Source organism: Microlunatus antarcticus (assembly GCF_014193425.1).
GTDB classification, from domain to species: Bacteria; Actinomycetota; Actinomycetes; order Propionibacteriales; family Propionibacteriaceae; genus Microlunatus; species Microlunatus antarcticus.
Genome location: NZ_JACHZG010000001.1, coordinates 1,887,765 through 1,907,394, shown reverse-complemented (window position 1 = coordinate 1,907,394; position 19,630 = coordinate 1,887,765). Strand labels below are relative to the sequence as shown.

General features: G+C 72.7%; 21 protein-coding genes. 17 read left to right on the top strand and 4 right to left on the bottom strand.

Annotated features, from left to right (window positions below):
• Window positions 1-24 precede the first annotated feature (24 nt).
• Genes FHX39_RS08810 through FHX39_RS08795 form a run of 4 tightly spaced genes read left to right on the top strand, consistent with a single transcriptional unit; the run spans window position 25 to window position 4,028 of the window.
• A complete protein-coding gene (locus FHX39_RS08810; protein WP_183337695.1) occupies window positions 25-1,533 on the top strand; it encodes an efflux RND transporter periplasmic adaptor subunit in 1,509 nt (502 codons plus the stop codon).
• Window positions 1,533-2,273: an ABC transporter ATP-binding protein gene (locus FHX39_RS08805; RefSeq protein WP_183337694.1), complete on the top strand. Its 741-nt coding sequence runs from the start codon at window positions 1,533-1,535 to the stop codon at window positions 2,271-2,273. The genes FHX39_RS08810 and FHX39_RS08805 overlap by 1 nt, the downstream gene beginning before the upstream one ends.
• Entirely contained in the window at window positions 2,270-3,538 is a 1,269-nt protein-coding gene (locus tag FHX39_RS08800; protein WP_183337693.1) for an ABC transporter permease, read from the top strand. The genes FHX39_RS08805 and FHX39_RS08800 overlap by 4 nt, the downstream gene beginning before the upstream one ends.
• Window positions 3,531-4,028, top strand: a complete 498-nt coding sequence (locus tag FHX39_RS08795) for a DUF5666 domain-containing protein (protein ID WP_183337692.1) — start codon at window positions 3,531-3,533, stop codon at window positions 4,026-4,028. The genes FHX39_RS08800 and FHX39_RS08795 overlap by 8 nt, the downstream gene beginning before the upstream one ends.
• Window positions 4,029-4,044: 16 nt before the next feature.
• Here the strand turns inward: FHX39_RS08795 and FHX39_RS08790 are convergent, their stop codons facing one another.
• Entirely contained in the window at window positions 4,045-4,668 is a 624-nt protein-coding gene (locus FHX39_RS08790) for a UdgX family uracil-DNA binding protein (protein WP_183337691.1), read from the bottom strand.
• A 239-nt stretch (window positions 4,669-4,907) separates the two neighbouring features.
• Here FHX39_RS08790 and FHX39_RS08785 point away from each other — a divergent pair, with 239 nt between their 5' ends.
• The 3 genes from FHX39_RS08785 (at window position 4,908) to FHX39_RS08775 (ending at window position 7,000) form a co-directional block, all read left to right on the top strand.
• Window positions 4,908-5,105 (top strand): hypervirulence associated TUDOR domain-containing protein, encoded by a 198-nt coding sequence (locus FHX39_RS08785; RefSeq protein WP_183337690.1) that lies wholly within the window; start codon window positions 4,908-4,910, stop codon window positions 5,103-5,105.
• A gap of 87 nt (window positions 5,106-5,192) precedes the next feature.
• Window positions 5,193-6,419 (top strand): pyrophosphate--fructose-6-phosphate 1-phosphotransferase, encoded by a 1,227-nt coding sequence (locus FHX39_RS08780; RefSeq protein WP_183337689.1) that lies wholly within the window; start codon window positions 5,193-5,195, stop codon window positions 6,417-6,419.
• Between the two features lie 2 nt (window positions 6,420-6,421).
• A complete protein-coding gene (locus tag FHX39_RS08775; RefSeq protein ID WP_332836748.1) occupies window positions 6,422-7,000 on the top strand; it encodes a GNAT family N-acetyltransferase in 579 nt (192 codons plus the stop codon).
• Here the strand turns inward: FHX39_RS08775 and FHX39_RS08770 are convergent.
• Window positions 6,997-8,076: an ArsB/NhaD family transporter gene (locus FHX39_RS08770; RefSeq protein WP_183337688.1), complete on the bottom strand. Its 1,080-nt coding sequence runs from the start codon at window positions 8,074-8,076 to the stop codon at window positions 6,997-6,999. The genes FHX39_RS08775 and FHX39_RS08770 overlap by 4 nt on opposite strands.
• Window positions 8,077-8,113: 37 nt before the next feature.
• On the opposite strand from FHX39_RS08770, the gene FHX39_RS08765 reads away from it, so the two are divergent.
• Window positions 8,114-8,395 carry a 4a-hydroxytetrahydrobiopterin dehydratase gene (locus tag FHX39_RS08765; protein ID WP_183337687.1) on the top strand — a complete coding sequence of 94 codons (282 nt, stop codon included), beginning with the start codon at window positions 8,114-8,116 and terminating at the stop codon, window positions 8,393-8,395.
• 434 nt (window positions 8,396-8,829) lie between these two features.
• The gene (locus FHX39_RS08760; RefSeq protein WP_183337686.1) at window positions 8,830-9,156 is read left to right on the top strand and encodes a hypothetical protein; all 327 of its coding nucleotides are present in this window, start codon (window positions 8,830-8,832) and stop codon (window positions 9,154-9,156) included.
• A gap of 233 nt (window positions 9,157-9,389) precedes the next feature.
• On the opposite strand, the gene FHX39_RS08755 is transcribed toward FHX39_RS08760, so the two are convergent.
• Window positions 9,390-9,761: a hypothetical protein gene (locus FHX39_RS08755; protein ID WP_183337685.1), complete on the bottom strand. Its 372-nt coding sequence runs from the start codon at window positions 9,759-9,761 to the stop codon at window positions 9,390-9,392.
• A gap of 185 nt (window positions 9,762-9,946) precedes the next feature.
• On the opposite strand from FHX39_RS08755, the gene FHX39_RS08750 reads away from it, so the two are divergent.
• Genes FHX39_RS08750 through FHX39_RS08715 form a run of 8 tightly spaced genes read left to right on the top strand, consistent with a single transcriptional unit; the run spans window position 9,947 to window position 17,438 of the window.
• A complete protein-coding gene (locus tag FHX39_RS08750) occupies window positions 9,947-10,471 on the top strand; it encodes an MSMEG_0572/Sll0783 family nitrogen starvation response protein (protein ID WP_332836747.1) in 525 nt (174 codons plus the stop codon).
• Between the two features lie 25 nt (window positions 10,472-10,496).
• The gene (locus FHX39_RS08745) at window positions 10,497-11,552 is read left to right on the top strand and encodes an MSMEG_0568 family radical SAM protein (RefSeq protein WP_183337683.1); all 1,056 of its coding nucleotides are present in this window, start codon (window positions 10,497-10,499) and stop codon (window positions 11,550-11,552) included.
• Between the two features lie 9 nt (window positions 11,553-11,561).
• Window positions 11,562-12,974, top strand: a complete 1,413-nt coding sequence (locus tag FHX39_RS08740; protein WP_332836746.1) for an MSMEG_0567/sll0787 family protein — start codon at window positions 11,562-11,564, stop codon at window positions 12,972-12,974.
• Window positions 12,971-13,897, top strand: coding sequence for a carbon-nitrogen hydrolase family protein (locus tag FHX39_RS08735; protein ID WP_183337682.1), 927 nt, complete (start codon window positions 12,971-12,973; stop codon window positions 13,895-13,897). The genes FHX39_RS08740 and FHX39_RS08735 overlap by 4 nt, the downstream gene beginning before the upstream one ends.
• Window positions 13,890-14,198: an MSMEG_0570 family nitrogen starvation response protein gene (locus FHX39_RS08730; protein WP_183337681.1), complete on the top strand. Its 309-nt coding sequence runs from the start codon at window positions 13,890-13,892 to the stop codon at window positions 14,196-14,198. The genes FHX39_RS08735 and FHX39_RS08730 overlap by 8 nt, the downstream gene beginning before the upstream one ends.
• Window positions 14,195-15,490: an MSMEG_0569 family flavin-dependent oxidoreductase gene (locus FHX39_RS08725; RefSeq protein WP_183337680.1), complete on the top strand. Its 1,296-nt coding sequence runs from the start codon at window positions 14,195-14,197 to the stop codon at window positions 15,488-15,490. The genes FHX39_RS08730 and FHX39_RS08725 overlap by 4 nt, the downstream gene beginning before the upstream one ends.
• Window positions 15,487-16,344 carry a carbon-nitrogen hydrolase family protein gene (locus FHX39_RS08720; RefSeq protein WP_183337679.1) on the top strand — a complete coding sequence of 286 codons (858 nt, stop codon included), beginning with the start codon at window positions 15,487-15,489 and terminating at the stop codon, window positions 16,342-16,344. Before FHX39_RS08725 ends, FHX39_RS08720 begins: the two co-directional genes overlap by 4 nt.
• Window positions 16,341-17,438, top strand: a complete 1,098-nt coding sequence (locus FHX39_RS08715; RefSeq protein WP_183337678.1) for an MSMEG_0565 family glycosyltransferase — start codon at window positions 16,341-16,343, stop codon at window positions 17,436-17,438. Before FHX39_RS08720 ends, FHX39_RS08715 begins: the two co-directional genes overlap by 4 nt.
• 3 nt (window positions 17,439-17,441) lie before the next feature.
• Here FHX39_RS08715 and FHX39_RS08710 read toward each other — a convergent pair whose 3' ends face one another.
• Complete coding sequence (locus FHX39_RS08710) at window positions 17,442-19,616, bottom strand: transglycosylase domain-containing protein (protein WP_232530602.1); 2,175 nt, start codon at window positions 19,614-19,616, stop codon at window positions 17,442-17,444.
• Window positions 19,617-19,630: the final 14 nt, after the last annotated feature.

The window sequence follows — 19,630 nt, the reverse complement described above, 5'->3', positions numbered from 1 at the left end:
AGGTCCGCGCCTTACCGTGCTGACGTGAACCGACGACGCATCGCGGTCAACGGCGTCATCGTGCTGGCGCTGGCCGGCGTGGGGGCCGGGACGTACGCCTCCCTCGCCGCGACCAGGCCCGTCCCGCTGACGGCCGGGCAGGTCGTCGCCGTGACGCGCGGCACCGTCGTCGCGACGGTCACCGCGAGCGGCAACGCCGAGGCCCGTTCCACCGTGGCGCAGAGCATGGGCAGCGGCGCCAGCGGGACCGTCGAGAAGATCTACGTGCACACCGGGCAGCGGGTGACGAAGGGGCAGCGGCTGCTCGTCGTCGACGACGGCGACGCCCGCGACGCCGTCGACAACGCCGAGTCCGACCTCCGCTCGGCGCAGGCCCAGCTGCAGACCGCGACCCGGGGTCGCACCCTCGCCGAGCAGCAGCAGGACCAGGCCAGCGTCGCCTCGGCGGAGACGTCGGTGAAGAACGCGCGGACCTCGTTGGACGGCGCCGAGGACACCGCCGACCTCGACGCCAAGCAGCAGGACCAGCTCGTGCACCGCGCGAAGGAGGCGCTCGACGACGCCGAGGACGCGACCTACGCGACCGACGACGCGAAGGACTCGGCCGTGACGCAGGCCGAGACCTCGTACCTGCAAGCGAAGCAGGGCCGGGACGCGACGAAGCTGAAGGACCGCCAGTCGGTCGCCTCCGCCAAGGGACAGGTCAGCTCCGCGCAGCGCACCCTGGCCTCGCAGCAGGCCACCGTCGCGGTCAACGACCAGCCGGCCGACCCCGACACCGTCGCCTCCGCGCAGACCGCGGTGGACAAGGACGAGGTCGCGCTCGAGCGGGCGAAGGCCACGCTGGCCGCCACCACGCTGCGGGCCTCGCTGGCCGGCACGGTCGGCACGATCAGCGCCGTCCAGGGTCAGTCCTCGTCGGGCTCGAGCGGCAGCAGCGGGAGCACCTCGACGTCGTCGACCTCCGGCTCGACCGGCTCGACCGGGTCCACGGGGTCGTCGAGCGCGGGGTCCTCGAGCTCGTCGGGCGCGGGGCTGGTCGAGATCGTCGACGCCGCCCACCTGCAGGTCACCGCCGACGTCGCGGAGGCCGACATCGTCAAGGTGAAGGACGGCCAGCCCGCCACGGTCGTCTTCGCCGCCTCGAACAAGACCGTGCAGGGCAAGGTCAGCGCGATCGACACGACCAGCACGGTCACCAACAACGTCGTGGAGTACGGCGTGACGATCACCCTGGACGCCTCCGCCGCGAGCCTCCGGGTCGGGCAGACCGCCACGGTCACCGTCACCACCGGTACGCGGCAGGACGCCCTCAGCGTCCCCACCAGCGCGCTGACGAAGGCCGGCGACCGCTACACGGTGCTGCGTCGGGCCAACGGTGCCGACTCCACCGTCGAGGTGCAGACGGGCCTCGTCGGCACGACCGACACCGAGATCACCAGCGGGCTGGCCGAGGGCGACCAGGTCGTCATCGCCCTCACCACCGCCGCCACCACCACCGGTGGTGGCGGTCCGCGCCGCGGGGGCGGCTGATGGACGCCGCGCGCCCGGTCATCGACCTCTGGGGCATCACCAAGACCTACGGCGAGGGCGAGACCGCCGTGCACGCCGTCGCCGGGGTGAGCCTGGAGGTCGAGCGCGGCGACTACGTCGCGATCATGGGCGCGTCCGGCTCCGGGAAGTCCACGCTGATGAACATCATCGGCTGCCTCGACCTGCCGACCCGTGGCGTGTACCGGCTGGACGGCATCGACGTGCGCCGGCTGGACGACCGCCAGCAGTCCCGGGTGCGCAACCGCAAGATCGGCTTCATCTTCCAGTCGTTCAACCTGATCCCGCGCACGACCGCCCTGCGCAACGTCGAGCTGCCGCTGGCGTACGCGGGGGTCAAGGGCGCGGAGCGCCGGGAACGGGCGGCGGCGGCGCTGGAGACCGTGGGCCTGGCCAGCCGGCTCGACCACACCCCCGCGCAGCTCTCCGGCGGTCAGCAGCAGCGCGTCGCCGTCGCCCGGGCCATCGTCACCGAGCCCGCCCTGCTGCTCGCCGACGAGCCGACCGGGGCCCTGGACAGCCACAGCACCGAGGAGGTCCTGCAGCTGTTCGACAGCCTGTCGGCGGGCGGGCGCTCCATCGTGGTGATCACGCACGAGGCCGAGGTCGCCGAGCACGCCAAGCGCACCCTGCAGATGCGCGACGGCCTCGTCTCGAGCGACACCCGTACGGTCGGCGTCCGCGATCTGCCGCCCCGGTGGCGCAGGCCCGAGGCCGCATGAACCTCGCCGAGAGCTTCCGCTTCGCGCTGCAGGGCATCGCGGCCAACAAGGCCCGGTCGGCGCTGACCATGCTCGGCGTCCTGATCGGGGTCGCGTCGGTCATCGTGCTCGTGTCCTTCGGCACGGGCGCGGGCAACGGCATCCGGGGCCAGGTGAGCGGGCTCGGGGCCAACACGCTGACCGTGACCCCGACCTCCGGCGGCGGGGGCGGGCGCGGCGGCGGGGGTGCCGGTGGTGGCGCGGGCAGCTCGACGACCGACACCGGCACGCAGACCCGCGTCGCGCAGCTCACCATGGCCGACGCGGAGGCGCTGCAGAGCACCGAGCTCGCCCCCGACGTCACGGCCGTGGCGGCCGTCGTGTCACCGACCTCGGTCGCGGCGACGTACGAGGGCGCCTCCCACACCGTCGGAAGCACGAACGGCGCGACGGCGAACTACCTGGCGATCAACAACGACACCGTGGCCAGCGGCCGGGCCTTCTCGGAGCAGGACGACACGGCCCACTCGCGGGTGGCCCTTGTCGGTCCGACCGTGGCCAAGGACCTCGCGGGCGGCGACGGCACGGGCCTGCTGAACCAGACGATCCAGCTGAACGGGAAGTCGTTCGTCGTCGTCGGCATCCTCACGGCCAAGGGCAGCTCCGGCTTCCAGGACTCCGACGACCGTCTGCTGGCCCCGCTGAGCGCCGTGCAGGACACCCTGTCCGGCTACGGCTCGATCAACGTGATCTCGGTGGCGGCGACCAGCGCGGACACGGTGGCCGACGCGACGTCGGAGGTCGAGGGGATCCTCGACGCCCGGCACGGCGTGACCGCCGCGGACCGTGACTACTCGATCTTCAGCGCGGCGTCGTTCCTGTCGGCGCTCGGCACGGTGACGACCTTGATCACCGTGCTGCTGGCGGCGGTGGCGAGCATCTCGCTCCTGGTCGGCGGCATCGGGGTCATGAACATCATGCTGGTCACGGTGACCGAGCGCACCCGCGAGATCGGGCTCCGGAAGGCGATCGGGGCTCCGCAGAGCGTGATCATCGCCCAGTTCATGTTCGAGGCCGTGCTGCTGTCGATGATGGGCGGGCTCGCCGGGGTCGTGGTCGGCCTGCTCGGTTCGCAGATCACGATCTCGTCGGTGGTCCCGGCCGTCGCCCCGTGGTCGGTCTTCGTGTCGTTCGGCTTCTCGGTCGCCATCGGGCTGGTCTTCGGCATCTATCCGGCCCGACGAGCGGCGCGCCTCAAACCGATCGACGCGCTGCGCTATGAGTGAGGACCTCGAGGTGGACCACGACCGTCAGGCCCCGCCGCCGTACTCCGACGACGACGACGGGCTGGACGAGGAGCTGCTGTTGTCGGCCGGACGCCGGCCGAGCCTGCTGACCCGTGTCCTGCTCGGCCTGCTGATCCTGGCCGTCGGGGTCTTCGTCGGTGTCCAGGTGGCCCGGGTGGCGGGAGGGTCCGCCGGTGCGGCCGGGGCCGGAGCGGGCCAGGCTCGGCGGTCGGGTGCCGCGGGCTCGACGGCACCCCGAGCGGGGGCGGCCAGCACGGCACCGGCCGCGGCGGGCGAGGTCACCGCGATCAAGGCTCACACCCTCGTCCTGGCCGACCAGGGGGCCAGCAGGACGGTGACGTTCACCGACACCACCACGGTGACCGAGCCGTACGCCCACGGAGAGCTCGCGGTCGGGGACGTCGTCACCGTGCTCGGGTCGCGCGCGGCCGACGGCTCGGTGAACGCGACGAGCATCGTCGTGCGCTGACCGACGTCTGCGGACCTCACACCTCGACGGCGGCCACTGCCGCCCGCAGGTCGGTGACGAAGTCCGCGTAGCCCTGGTCCCGGACGTCGGCGTCCATCCGCAGGATCGCCGAGGGATGGATCGTGGCGAAGAACCGTCGCGCGCCCACCGGTGTCTCGCGCTCCATGACGACGCCCCGGTCCCGGGTGACCCGGAAGCCGCTGCCCAGCAGCGCCTTGCCGGCGGTGGCGCCGAGCACGACGATCAGCTCGGGGTCCACGCGGGCGATCTCGGCCTCGAGCCAGGGACGGCAGGCGTTGACGTTCCCGGCGTCCGGGGTCTGGTGCAGGCGCCGCTTGCCCTGCCAGGTGAAGCGGAAGTGCTTGACCGCGTTCGTCACGTAGAGCATCGACCGGTCCGCCCCGGCCTCGTCGAGCCCCTTCTGCAGCAGCTGGCCCGCCGGCCCCACGAACGGGAGGCCGCGCTGGTCCTCGACATCGCCCGGCTGCTCCCCCACCAGCATGATCCGCGCGCCCGGGCTGCCCGCGCCGAAGACCGTCTGCGTCGCGGGCTCCCACAGCTCGCAGCCGTGGCAGTCCTTGGCCGCGGCCCTCAGCTCGGCGACGCCTCCGGACTCCGGCACGAACTCCGCTGCACTCATGGGTCGTCCTTATCCCGTACGCGGCCGGTCAGCCCTCAGGAGCCGACGCCCTACCCCAGACGCCCCCTCGCTTGCGAAGGGCCTCGAAGAGGTGGGCTCCAGATCTTGGCTCGGTAGGTGCGCACTTCTGCACCCGTTTCACGGCGTGTCACGTGCGGAACTGCGCACCTGCGACGCGTGCGGCCCCTTCCGTCCGACCGCTCCGGACCCATCCGTCTCGCGGCAGTACCGTCGCGCCCATGGCGATCAGCAAGGGCGACACCGTCCACTGGAACACCCCGCAGGGCACGACCGAGGGCAAGGCGGTCGAGAAGAAGACGAAGGAGTTCCACCTCGACGGGCAGAAGTTCAACGCCTCCGACGACGAGCCGTACTGGGTCGTCGAGTCGAGCAAGAGCGGCAAGCAGGCCGCCCACAAGGAGTCCTCGCTCTCCTGACGCTGCGGCCCCGACTTCGCGGCCGGGCCCGGTTCCGAGGAACGGCGCGATCGGGGCGGGCCCGGGCGATTCGGCTAGGTTCGGGGCATGGTGAAGAAGGTTGCCCTCCTGACCGCCGGCGGGTTCGCCCCCTGCCTGTCCTCCGCCGTCGGGGGGTTGATCCAGCGCTACACCGAGCTCGCCCCCGAGGTCGAGATCATCGCGTACCGCTACGGCTACCAGGGCCTGTTGCAGGGCGACTCTCTGGTCGTGACGGACGTCGTCCGCGAGCACGCGGACCGGCTGCACGCCTTCGGCGGCTCGCCGATCGGCAACTCGCGGGTCAAGCTCACCAACGCCAAGGACTGCGTCAAGCGCGGCCTCGTGGCCGAGGGCGTCGACCCGCTGCGGGCCGCGGCCGACCGGCTGACGGAGGACGGCATCGACGTCCTGCACACCATCGGCGGCGACGACACGAACACCACCGCGGCCGACCTGGCCGCGTTCCTGGCCGAGCACGACTACGCGCTGACCGTCGTCGGGCTGCCGAAGACCATCGACAACGACGTGATCCCGATCCGGCAGTCGCTCGGCGCCTGGACGGCGGCCGAGCAGGGCGCCCGCTTCGCCGAGAACGTGATCGCCGAGCACAACTCCGGCACCCGCAAGCTCATCGTGCACGAGGTCATGGGCCGGTCCTGCGGCTGGCTGACCGCCGCCACGGCGCAGGCCTACCGCGACTGGCTCGACACCCGCGCCTGGCTGCCCGAGATCGGGCTCGCCCGCGAGGCGTGGGACGTCCACGCGATCTACGTGCCCGAGGCGGACTTCGACCTCGAGACCGAGGGCAAGCGGCTGCGCGAGGTCATGGACTCCGTCGGCGCGGTCAACATCTTCCTCTCCGAGGGCGCCGGGCTGAGCACCATCGTGGCCGACCTGGAGAGCTCGGGCCAGGAGGTCGACCGCGACGCCTTCGGCCACGTCAAGATCGATACGATCAACCCGGGCCAGTGGTTCGCGAAGCAGTTCGCCGAGCTGCTCGGGGCGGAGAAGGTCCTCGTCCAGAAGTCGGGCTACTTCTCGCGCTCCGCCCCGGCGAACGACGCCGACCTCGAGCTCATCCGCTCGATGACCGACCTGGCGGTCGACTGCGCGCTGCGCGGCGAGCCCGGTGTGATCGGCCACGACGAGGAGCGCGGCGACGAGCTGCGGGCGATCGAGTTCGACCGCATCAAGGGGGGCAAGGCGTTCGACATCACCGTGCCCTGGTACGGCGAGCTGCTGAGCGGCATCGGGCAGCCGCCGGCGAAGCCCGCCCCGCCGACCGAGCACTGACCGTGTCACCGGACCGGGTGCTCACGCTGCAGCACCCGGTCCGTACGGAACGGCTCGTGCTGCGCCCGATCGACCCGGTCGGCGACGTCGACGCGATCCACGCGTACGCGTCCCGCGAGGACGTCTGCCGCTACATCCCGTGGACGCCGAAGGCCCGCCACGAGGTCGCGGCCTGGCTCCCCCGTCGCGCGATCACCACGATCGAGGCCCCCGGGAACGGCGCGAGCCTGGCGATCACGCTCGCCGCGACGGGCGAGCTCGTCGGCGACACCATGATCATCTGGACGAGCGACGAGCACCGGACGGGCGAGATCGGGTACGTCGTCAATCCGGCGTACGCGGGCCACGGGTACGCGACCGAGGCCGCCCGCGCGATGCTGGCGATGGCCTTCGACCGCCTGGGCCTGCGCCGCGTGGTTGCCCGCGTCGACGCCCGGAACCCGGCCTCCGCCGCCGTCCTGCGCAAGCTCGGGATGCGGCAGGAGGCCGTGCTCGTGGAGAACGAGTGGTTCAAGGGCGCGTGGTCGACCGAGATCGACTTCGCGGTCCTCGAGCGCGAGTGGCGCGCGCTCGCGACCTAGACGAACGCGAGGGCGAGCGTCGCCGTCACCAGGAGCACGGGGACGAGCACCAGGCCGCGCAGCGCGAACTGGCCCCACGAGACGGTCACGCCCGCCGAGCGGCAGCGCGCCGCCCACAGCAGCGTGGCGAGGCTGGCCCACGGCGTGATGAGCGGGCCGGCGTTCACGCCGACGAGGAGGGCGACGAGGCGTACGGGGCTGTCGAGCGCGACGGGCTCGAGCGCGAGGTAGGCGGGCAGGTTGTCGAGCAGGTTGGCTCCCAGTGCACCCAGGCCGGCGAGGCGCAGGAGCTCGAGCCATGACGACCCGGTGCCGGCCAGGTGCCCGAGCACGTCGCTGAGGCCGTGGTCGTGGGCCAGCTGCACGAGGACGAAGAGCACGGAGACGCCGACCACGAGCTGCCAGGGCAGCATCCGCCAGTGCAGCAGGTGGCGTGCGCCGACCGCGCACGCGACGACCAGGATCGCCGCCCCGACGGCAGAGACGACGAGCACGTTGCCGACGATCACGAACGCCGGCCCCAGCAGGGCGCAGACGACCACGCCGAGCCAGAGCAGACGGGGGTGCTCCCACCGCGGGGCGTCGCCGAGGACGTACGTGCCGCGCAGGGCACGGCGGAAGAAGAGCGCCAGCGCCACGACGGTGACCACCGTGCAGGCGACGGCCGCCGGCCAGGTGAGCGCGAGGAACGCGGGCACGCCCGAGCTCGGCAGCCGGGTGAGGGCGAGCAGGTTCGTCAGGTTGGAGACGGGCAGGAAGAGCGACGCCGTGTTCGCCAGCCAGACGGCCGTGTAGGCGAAGAGCATCCGGTCCAGCCGCAGCTGCCCGGCGAGCGCCAGGACGACCGGGGTGAGCAGCACCGCCGTCGTGTCGAGCGACAGGACCGCGGTCGCCAGGACGGCGACGAGCACGACGAGGAGCCAGAGCCGGACGACCGAACCACGGGCGAGCCGGGCCGTCCCGCGGGCCAGCAGGGCGAAGACGCCCAGGCCGTCGGCCAGCTCCGCGACGACGGTGATGCAGACGACGAATCCCAGGATCGGGCCGACCCGACCGGCCAGCTCGGCTAGATCCACGGTGCGCGTCCCACGGCGGCGAGACTAACGTGACCGGGTGCCCCGACTCCTCGCGTCCGACGATCTGTTGGCCCAGCTCGCCGACCTCCCCGACTGGCGCCTGGAGGACGACCGGCTCGTGCGCGCGGTCGAGCGGCCCGACTTCGCCGCCGGGCTGGCCCTCGTCGTCGCGGTGGGCGAGGAGGCCGAGGCGATGAACCACCACCCCGACGTCGACCTCCGCTCCACGCGGGTCCGCTTCGCGCTCTGGACCCACGTCGCGAACGGCGTGACCCAGTACGACGTCGAGCTCGCGCACCGCATCGACGACCTGCTCTGAACTCGGCGGGGAGTCCGAGCCCGTGAGCCTGTCGAACGCCCGGAGTCGCTGAACCTGGCCTCCGGCGGCCACACAGGTCGGGTCGTTCCGCATGCCCCTCTGGCGGTCTGTGTCGCGGCATCCGACGCCGTCGCGGCCTCGACCGCCGAGCTGCGGGCAGCCAGTTCTGTTAAGGCTTCGATGGTCCCCTCGCTTGTTAGGGTCACCGCGTGCCTCGCCTCTGGTCCAGGCCCTCGGCGCTCCTCGTCGGGCTCACCTTCCTGGTGACGGGCAGCCTGGGTGGCTGCGCTGCGCCGGGGGTCCCGGCTAGGTCGCCGGGTCCGGGTACGTCGAATCCGACGTTCAGTGCGAGCGGGCCGTGCGACCTGGTCTTCGGTCCGAGCTGTGGGCCCACCCCGACGCCTGCTGAGTCGGCGTCACCCAGCCGCCGCGACGTGACCGGTCAGTGGAAAGGCATGTACACCTGTGGTCAGGGCCTGACGGGCTTCAACCTGGCTATCTCCGACGAGGGCAGCGGGGCGTTGTCGGCGGTCTTCAGCTTCGGGCCGATCGAGAGCAACCCCGGGGTTCCGAACGGCAGCTATTCGATGACGGGTCGGCTCGATTCGCGGTCGCTGACCTTGACTCCGAAGGCCTGGATCGAGAAGCCGTCGGGGTACGTGATGGTCGGGCTGGTCGCTGAGCTACCGGGCGAGGATCCCGACGTTCTCTCCGGGACCGTGACGAACCCGGCCTGCACAACGTTCCGCATCGCTCGCTGACGGCCACAGCCCAGCTGCGGGACGAATCCAGTGCCGACCGTCGTATCTCCAAGCCGCGCGCCAGAGCACGACGTAGCTCTCGTCGTCCCAGACCGACGTCAGCAACCCCGTCACACTGTCGACGACACGCCTGACGATGCCGTCAGACAGGTCAGCCCCGACGCTCAGTCCGAGCGACTCCTCGCTCCCGGTGCACACGAGTGCGTTGCACGGGTAGCCCCCGGAGCCGTACCTCAGCAGTCACGAGCCAGCTCCGTCGAGACGCTTTGAGGGAAGCGGTGTCCGGTGCCGTCGAGCACGAGGTCGTCGCTCGTCTCGGCGGCCACGAGCGCTCGAGCCCGGGGCAAGGTGTCCAAGCGGGAGACGACCTGCTCGAGCAGGACAGACATGCCGGCGAACTGGTGGCGAACCCAGGCTCTCGCCGCGCCAGGATCGACTTCCTGCCCGGGAAACGGCGAGCCGCCCTGGTCGCTCTTGACGACCAGGCCGACCGCATCGTCAGCGGACGGAGGTCGCTCGTCCTTCGGGCGTGGCGGCACGCAACTCAGTCTGCCGGTCGCCAGCAGGACACATCGCCAGGTGCGGTGCGGCAGGCCGTCGACCACACCACATGCTCACGGACGCCGAGCCCACGAGTGAGTCGTACGCGACACGACTGTTACCGCCGTCATCGGGGCTTGTTCCTGACGTAACCGGCTTGGAATCGCTCCGGCCGCAGGATCGAAGGAGAGGTCGGACCGGGGCGCATGGGGCGCCCCGGCCCCCTCCTTCACCGGACCCAGGAGCCACCGTGCCGCTGTTCGACGACGACATCCTCGCCAAGATCGAGACCTCCCGCAACGAGATCCCGCACCCCTCGCTGGAGAAGGGGAGCTCGATCTACGGGTCGACCAAGATCTTCCCCGACATCCAGGCCGAGCCCGGCCAGTCCTACCTGACCCTCGTCCACGGCATCGCGCACGAGTCGAGCGTCAGCTTCGTCGCCTGCCTGCAGGCCCTGCGCGCGCTGCGCAAGGGCTTCGACTCGGTCGTCTACTTCTACGGCCCCGGCTCGATGAACGCCATCGCCACGCGCGGCTTCCCGACCACCGGCGACTCCGCCTTCCCGGGCGAGCAGAACATCAACAACACGCTGCAGACGTTCATGGACGAGGGCGGGCACGTCTTCGTCTGCCGCTTCGGCCTCTCGCTGCACGGCCTGCGCGAGGAGGACCTGATGCCGGGGACGATCCCCTGCCACCCGCTCGACGTGCAGGACGCGCTCATCTACTTCGCCAACAAGGGCGCCGTCATCAACTCCACCTACATGGTCTGACGGGCCCGGCGGCCGGAGGACGGGCATGAGCGTCACGACGCGGGTCGACCTCGCGATCCTGGGCATCCGCGGCGGGACTTCGGTGAGCCGGCCTGCCGGGGCGGGGCCGAGCGCCGACGGGCACCTGGTGCTCGACGGTGCGAGCGTCGCCGTCCCGCTGAACGACGCCAGCCCGTACTGGCTCGACGGCGACCGGCTGATGCGCGACGGGTTCGTCGTCGAGGACGCCGAGGTCGCGCCGGTGCGGCGGCCGCGCTTCTACGACCTCGCGACGGCGGACGGCACCTCGTACGAGATGCTCGCCCGCCTCCACGGGCGCGACGTCCTCGCAACCACCGTCGTGCAGACCTGCATCCGCTACGACGCCGCGGAACGGTGCCGCTTCTGCGCCATCGAGGCCTCGCTCGAGGCCGGCTCGACGGTCGCGGTCAAGCGTCCGTACGACCTCGCGGAGGTCGCCGAGGCGGCCGTGCGCCTGGACGGGGTGCGGCAGATGGTCATGACGACCGGCACCTCGGCCGGCCGCGACCGGGGCGCGACCCACCTGGCGCGCTGCGTCCGGGCGGTCAAGGCCCGGGTGCCCGACCTGCCGATCCAGGTGCAGTGCGAGCCTCCGGGCGACCTGGTCACGATCACCGAGCTGCGCGAGGCGGGCGCGGACGCGATCGGCATCCACGTCGAGTCGCTGGACGACGACGTACGCCGCCGCTGGATGCCGGGCAAGTCGCGGGTGCCGCTGACCGAGTACCGCGCCGCGTGGGCCGAGGCCGTGCGCGTCTTCGGCCGCAACCAGGTGTCGACCTACCTGCTCGTCGGCCTGGGCGAGGACCCCGACGAGCTCGTCGCCGGGGCCCGCGAACTCATCGCGATGGGCGTCTACCCATTCGTGGTGCCGTTCCGGCCCCTCGCCGGGACGTTGGCCTCCGCCGACGGCGCGACCGCGCCGGACGCGGCCGTGCTCGAGGACGTGACCCGGCGGGTCGCCCGCGACCTCGTGGCCGCTGGCATGACCTCGGACGGCCAGTCCGCGGGCTGCGCGGCCTGCGGCGCCTGCAGCACGCTCAAGCAGCAGGGGGCCTAGGTGTCCTCCGTGTCGGTCTTCGACGTCGAGCTGCTGACCCGCGCCGCCGCTCGACCGGCCACGCCCGCCTTCACGGTGGCCGTGGCCGAGGGCGGGCGGGTCCTCGAGGCGGCCCGACGCCTGCGGCACGAGACCTTCGTGACCGAGCAGGGCCTGTTCGCGGGCTCCGACCACGACGAGGTCGACGACGACTCCCGAGCCCTGACGCTGGTCGCGCAGGACACCGACGGCACGGTCGTTGGCACCGTCCGCCTGGCGCCCGCCACGAACGGACGCGACCTCGGCTGGTGGGTCGGCAGCCGGCTGGCCGTCACCCGGGCCTCCCGTGGCCACACCGCCGGGGTCGGCGCGGCGCTCGTCCGCGCGGCCTGCGCCCACGCGGAGCGGCTCGGCGTGCTGCGCTTCGACGCCCACGTGCAGCGGGCGAACGCCCCGCTCTTCCGCCGGCTCGGCTGGGACCGGCTCGCGGACGAGGACGCGTACGGCCACCCGCACGTCCTGATGACGTGGCCCGTCGACCGCATCGCCCGCCTCGCCGCCCGGACGAAGAGCCCGCTCGGCCCGCTGCTCGCGCCCCTCGCCACCGGCCCGCACGGGCTGGGCGGAACCGGGTTCGTCGGTGACGACGCCGCTCCGGTGCCCGGCTCCGACCTCGTGGCCGCGACCGACGCGATCCTGCCGTCGATGGTCGAGCGCGACCCGACCTGGGCGGGCTGGTGCGCCGTGCTCGTCAACCTCAACGACCTCGCCGCCATGGGCGCCACCCCCGTCGCGCTGCTCGACGCCCTCGGCGCCCGGGACACGAGCTTCGCCAGCCGGGTCGTCCGCGGTGTCGCCGCCGCCGCGCAGGCCTGGGACGTGCCGGTGCTCGGGGGCCACACCCAGCTCGGCGTACCGGCGTCGTTGTCGGTCACGGCCCTCGGACGCACCTCCACGCCGGTCCCGGCCGGCGGCGGGCAGCCGGGCCACTCGGTGACCGTCACCGCCGACCTCGGCGGCGGCTGGCGACCCGGCTACACCGGGGCGCAGTGGGACTCGACGAGCGGACGGACCACCACCGAGCTCCAGGCCCTCGGCTCGTTCGTCGGCCGCACCCGGCCGGCGGCGGCCAAGGACGTGAGCATGGCCGGGCTCGTCGGGACGCTCGGGATGCTGGCCGAGGCCAGCGGCTGCGGCGCCGAGCTCGACGTCGCCGACGTCCCGGCTCCCGAGGGCGCGACCACGGGCGACTGGCTCACCTGCTTCCCGGGCTTCGCGATGCTCACGGCCGACGTCCCCGGCCGTGCCTCCGCACCGGCCGGTCCCGCCACGAGCCGGGCCTGCGGCGCACTCACGGACGACCCCGGCGTACGCCTGCGCTGGCCTGACGGCCGCTCGACCACCGCTCTCACCTCTCCCGTCACCGGACTAGGACCCGCATGAGCCAGACCACCATCACCGTCGTCGCCGACGAGTTCGGACGCGACCTCGAGGCCGCGTACGCGACGATCGACCGCATCGTCACCGAGGCCAGGGCCCGCGGCACCGACCTGCTGGTGCTGCCCGAGGCGTGCCTCGGCGGCTACCTGCCGAGCCTCGGCAGCGTCGACGACGACGAGGAGACGCGGGCCCGGCGCCGCCGGAACATGCCCCCCGCGTTCCGCGTCGACGGCCCCGAGGTGGCGCGCGTGCGAGCCCTGGCGGGCGACATGACCGTGCTCTTCGGGATGTGCGAGGCGGCCGCGGACGAGCTGGACGCCGACGGGCGGGTGGTCCGCTACAACACCGCCGTCGCGGTCACCGGCGACGGCGTCCTGGCCGCGCACCGCAAGGTCCACCAGCCGCTCGGGGAGAACCTCAGCTACTCCGCCGCCTCCGCCTTCGAGGCCTTCGACTCCCCGGTCGGACGGATCGGGATGCTCATCTGCTACGACAAGGCGTTCCCCGAGGCCTCGCGGACGCTCGCCCTCGACGGGGCCGAGATCATCGCCGCGCTGTCCGCCTGGCCGACCGCGCGGACCGCCGCGGCCGACCGCATCGAGGACGACCGCTGGAAGAAGCGCTTCGACCTCTACGACGCGGCCCGCGCGCTCGACAACCAGGTGGTCTGGGCGGCGTCCAACCAGACCGGCACCTTCGGCTCGCTGCGCTTCGTCGGCAACGCCAAGATCGTCGGCCCGGGCGGCGACGTGCGGGCCGAGACCGGCGTCGAGGGCGGGCTGGCCACGGTCACCCTCGACGTCCACGCCGAGCTGGCCGCCGTGCGCCAGGGCATGTACGCGCTGCGCGACCGCCGGCCGGGCGCGTACCGGCTCGACGCGGTGCTCCCGAACTACCCCTCCGAGCGAGAGCCCGTCCATGCCTGAGCTGACCTTTACCACCCGCTGGCCCGACGGCCGGTCCCTGCAGACCTACTCGCCCTCGCTGGTGGTCCACGACCACCTCCAGGCCGGGGCGTCGTACGAGGTCGCCGACTTCGTCGACCGGGCCACGACGGCGCTCACGCAGGCCAGCGACCGGGTCGAGGCCCGCTGGGGCCGCCCGTGCACCGCGGCGCGGGCCTCGATGGACACCATCCGGCTCGCCGCCGCCGACCAGCCCGAGGGGCTCGTCACGGTCGTGGCGTTCGACCCGCCGGCCCACCCCTTCACCGGGAGCGCGTCGTGAGCGCCCGCCTCCCGGGCGCCGGACCCGTCGAGCGGGTGGAGGTCGCGGTCATCGGCGGGGGGCAGGCGGGCCTCACCGCGAGCTGGTTCCTCGCGCAGGCCGGCCTCGAGCACGTGGTCCTCGAGCGGCAGACCGCGGCGCACGCGTGGCACGACCAGCGCTGGGACTCCTTCACCCTCGTCACGCCCAACGTCCAGTGCCGGCTCCCCGGCTTCCCCTACCCGGGCGACCAGCCGTACGGCTTCATGACCCGCGACGAGACCTCGGCCTACCTCGCCGAGTACGTCCGCCGCACGGCTCCCCCGCTGCGCGAGCGCACGACGGTGCGCGAGCTCCGTCAGGACGACGGCGGCGGCTTCGTGCTCGAGCTCGAGACGCCCGAGGGGCCGGCGACGCTGGCGGCCGAGCAGGTCGTCGTGGCCGTGGGCGGCTACCACGACCCCAAGGTCCCGCGGCTGGCGGAACGCCTGCCGGCCGGAGTCACGCAGGTGCACTCCTCGGCCTACAAGAACCCGGAGAGCCTCCCTGCGGGTGCGGTGCTCGTGGTGGGCACGGGCCAGTCGGGCGCCCAGATCGCGGAGGACCTCCACCTGGCCGGGCGGCAGGTGCACCTGGTCGTCGGGTCGGCGCCGCGCTGCGCCCGCCGCTACCGCGGACGGGACTCGATCGACTGGCTCGAGGAGATGGGCCTCTACGACGTCGCCGTCGAGGACTCCCCCGGCGGCCTGCGCGAGCGCGAGAAGACGAACCACTACATGACCGGTCGCGACGGCGGCCACGACATCGACCTGCGCCGGTTCGCGCTCGAGGGCATGGGGCTCTACGGCCGGCTCGTCGACGTCGCCGGCCCGCGGCTCGCCTTCGCTCCCACGCTCGAGGCGTCGCTCGACCGCGCGGACCGCGTGGCCGAGGACATCAAGGACGCCATCGACGGGCACGTCGCCCGACTCGGACTCGACGCGCCCCTCGAGGAGCGCTACACCCCGGTCTGGCGGCCCGACTCCGAGCCGACGTCGCTCGACCTCGAGGACGCCGGCGTGACCTCCGTCGTCTGGGCGACCGGCTTCGTGCCCGACTTCCGCTGGGTGCGCGTGCCGGTCTTCGACGGCCGGGGCACGGTCGGGCACCACCGTGGCGTCACCGCCGTCGACGGCCTGCACTTCCTCGGGCTGCCGTGGCTGCACACCTGGGGCTCGGGCCGCTTCGCCGGCCTGACCCGGGACGCCGAGCACGTGGTCGACCACGTGGTCGAGACGCTCCGGCCGCCGGTGCGGCTCCGCCTGACGTCGTGACCCGGATCGGCGCCGTCGCGGCTCACTTCGGTCGCGACGTCGAGCGGACCCTGGGCAAGCTCGGGGCGATGCTCGACGGCGCGCGGCGCGACGGGGTCGACCTCCTCGTGCTGCCGGGGGCCACCCTCGGCGGCTACGTGCCGGACCTGCAGCGACCGTGGACCACTGCGCCCGCACGCGAGCCCGACGTCCAGGACCTCCCGCCCGCCTTCGCGCTGGACGCGGACGTCGTCCGTCGCGTGTGCGCCCTCGCGGGCGACCTCGTCGTCTGCCTCGGCCTCTGCGAGCTGGAGGACGGGCTCCGCTACAACACGGCGGTCTGCGTCACCGGCGACGGCGTGCTGGGGCGGCACCGCAAGGTCCACCAGCCCCTGGGCGAGCAGGCGGCGTACGCGGCGGGCGACCGGTTCGCCGCCTTCGACACCCCGGTCGGGCGGATGGGCCTGCTGATCGACTACGACAAGACGTTCCCGGAGTCGTCCCGGGCGCTGGCCCTCGACGGCGCTCAGCTCGTCGCCGCGCTGTCGGCCTGGCCCGCCAACGTCACCAACCGTGCCGCGCGGCTGACCGACGACCGGCAGTCGCGGCTGTTCGACATCTACGACGCCGCCCGGGCCGCGGAGAACCAGATCGTCTGGGTCTCGTCCAACCAGACCGGCGTGTTCGGCGACCTGCGGTTCCTCGGTCAGGCCAAGGTCGTCGGGCCCGGGGGCCAGACGCTGGCCCGGACCGGGTCGAAGGGCGGGATGGCTTCCGTCGAGCTGGACGTCGAGGCCGAGGTCGCCCGGGCCCGACGGGTGCTCCACCACCTCGTCGAGCGGCGCCCGGCCGCATACGCGGTGGCGGACCAGTGAGGGTCGCGCTGCTGACCTACTCGACCAAGCCCCGGGGCGGGGTCGTGCACACCCTCGCGCTCGCCGAGGCCCTCGTCGAGCTCGGTGTCGACGTGAGCGTGTGGACCCTGGGCCGCGGCGGAGACGACGGCTTCTTCCGCCGCGTCGACCCTCGGGTGGACGTCGAGGTCGTCCCTCTGCCTCACCTCGAGGGTGAGACCGTCGGCGACCGCATCGTGCGCTCGATCGGGGTCCTGGGCGCGGCCTTTGCGGAGCGGGTCGCGGCGGGGACCGCGTACGACGTCGTCCACGCGCAGGACTGCATCAGCGCGAACGCGGTGCCCCGGTGCGTGCGGACGATCCACCACCTCGACCAGTTCACGACGCCCGAGCTCGTCGCCTGCCACGAGCGCGCGATCGTCCGCCCGCACGCCCACGTCTGCGTCTCGGCGGCCGTCGCGACCGAGGTGACGGCGGGCTGGGGCCTGCACCCCGTCGTGATCCCGAACGGTGTGGACGCCGCCCGGTTCGCCGCCGCGGCGCTCGACCCGGCGGCCTCGGCCCCGTGGCGCGGCCGGTTCGGGCGCTACGTGCTCGCGGTCGGCGGGATCGAGCCCCGCAAGGGGACGCTCGACCTGCTCGAGGCGTTCGCGGTCGCGCGGCGGACGCTGCCCGACCTGGAGCTGGTCGTCGCCGGTGGCGAGACGTTGTTCGACTACCGCGACTACCGCGCGGCGTTCGACGCGCGGGCCGTCGAGCTGGGTGTCGAGGCCCACGTGCTGGGCCCGGTCGACCACGACGTCCTGCCCGGGCTGGTCGCCGGCTGCGCCGCCCTGGGGTTCGTCTCGACCAAGGAGGGGTTCGGTCTCGCGGCCATGGAGGCGCTGGCCGCCGGCGTTCCCGTGGTCGCCCGGCCGCTGCCGGTCCTGCGGGAAGTGTTCGGCGAGCACGTCCGCTACGGCGAGGACGCGCCGGGCATCGCCGCCGCCCTGCTGGCTGCCGTCGCCGACGGCCCGTTGCCGGGCGGGGCGGAGCTGGCCCTGCGTCACACCTGGCGCGCCGCTGCCGACCAGCACCTCGACCTATACCGCAGCCTCACGACCGAGGGGGCGTAGGGGTCAGCGACCGCCGGGACGCTGCTTCTGGCCGTACCGGTTGTCGGTCGTCCGGTCGCTCGCGTCGCCGCGGACGAGGTCGGCCGGCGGGGTCGGGAAGCTCTCGGCCGGGAGGTCCTTGAGGTACTTGTCCATCACCGGCTTCCAGATCCGCCGGCCGGCGTCACCGCTGCCGGACCCCTCCAGGTAGAGGCCCGACGACGCGACGGTGTAGCCCTTCAGGCTGCGCGGCGACTTGCGCTCGTTGTCGATGCTGATCATGGCCGCACCGGCGATCTGCGGCGTGTAGCCGACGTACCAGACGGCGGCGTTGCTGTCGATCGTGCCGGTCTTGCCGGCCTGCGGACGACCGTCGGCCGTCCGGGCCCGGGCGCCGGTCCCCTTGGTGACGACGCTGGAGAGCATGGAGTCCACCGCGCTGGCCACGTCCTCGGAGATCACCCGCTTGCAGTCGGCCCCGGGGACGTCGCGGTCCTTGCCGCTGCCGTCGGTGATCTTGGAGACGATCACCGGGTTGCAGTGGATGCCGCCGGAGGCGAAGGTCGCGTACGCGTTGGCCACCGACAGTGGGCTGACCTCGGCCGTGCCGAGCGTGAACGAGGGCTTGTCGTCGTACGAGCTGATCGGGGCGTCCGGGGTGTTGGACTCCGCACCCAGCTTCGCGGCCATCTTGGTCACGTCGCACATGCCGACGTCGAGCGCGAGCTGCACGAAGTAGGTGTTCACCGAGAACTCGGCGGCGCGGACCATGTCCATGGAGCCGTTGACGCCGGTCGAGTTCTTGACCGGGAAGTCGCCCACGATCGGCACGTTCCCGCTGCAGCTGTCGAACCGGTCCCCGGAGAAGTCCATCGAGGCGCGGGCGTCGTAGCGCTTGGAGAGCGGGATGCCGTTCTCGAGCGCCGCGGCCGCGGTGAAGGCCTTGAACGTCGACCCGGCCTGGAAGCCCTGGTTGCCGCCGAGGTCGCGCGGAGCCGAGTAGTTCCAGTAGGTCTGGCCCTTCTTGGCGTCCGCACCCATCACCGGTCGGCTCTGCGCCATCGCCACGATCTTGCCGGTGCCGGGCTCGACCATGTCCATGACCGAGATGACCGGGTCCTTGGCGCCGACGGCGTCGCTGACCTTCTCCTGCACGTTCTCCTGGATGTCGGGGTCGATGCCCGTCCGGATCGTGAGGCCGCCCTGCATGAGCAGCTTCTCGCGGTCCGCCGTGGTCTTGCCCAGGCTCGACATCTGCAGCACCGAGCGCTTGACGTAGTCGCAGATGAAGGGCAGGTCGCTGCTCTGGCAACCGCTGGACATGTTCTCGACGTCACCGTTCGAGAACTTCGTCTTCTTGGCCTTCGCCACGGCGGCCGTGCTCGCCGTCCCGAGCTCGCCCATGCGGTCGAGGACGACGTTGCGCCGCTCGATGCCGGCGCCCGGGTGGGTCACGGGGTCGAAGCTGGCGGGGTTCTGGACCAGCCCGGCCAGCATCGCGGCCTGCGGCAGCGTCAGCTTCTTGGCGGTGGTGCCGAAGTAGTGCTCCGAGGCGGCCTCGATGCCGTACGCCCCGTCGCCGAAGTAGGCGATGTTGAGGTAGCGCTCGAGGATCTGGTCCTTGCTCATCGTGTTCTCGACCGAGACGGCGTAGCGGAGCTCGCGGAGCTTGCGCTGGTAGCTGCTGTCCGTGGCGGCCTCGACGGCGGCCTCGTTCCCGCTCAACGCCGCCGCGTTGACCTGGACCTGCTTCACGTACTGCTGGGTGAGGGTCGACCCGCCCTGCGTGACGCCGCCGGCGAAGAAGTTCTTGACGAACGCGCGCAGCGTGCCCTGGGCGTCGAGCGGACCGTGCTCGTAGAAGCGGTGGTCCTCGATCGAGACGATCGCCGTCCGCATCACCGGGGCGATGTCGGCCAGGTCCACGTAGGTGCGGTTCTGGTCGTAGAAGTAGGCGAGGACCTTGCCGTCGCCGTCCAGGACGGTCGAGCGCTGAGCCTGCGCCGGGGTGGCGAAGGCCAGCGGCAGGCTGGACATGCCGTCGCGCGCCGCCTTGGCGCCCCAGGCGGCCCCACCGACGAACGGCAGGGTCGCGGCGGTCACGAGCAGGCCGCAGACCACGCTCACCACGACGAACAGCCCACCGACCTTCAGCAGGGAGCGAGGGCGGCGGGCAGCGGCAAGCGTCGGAGGAGTCATCGGGGGCACAACGC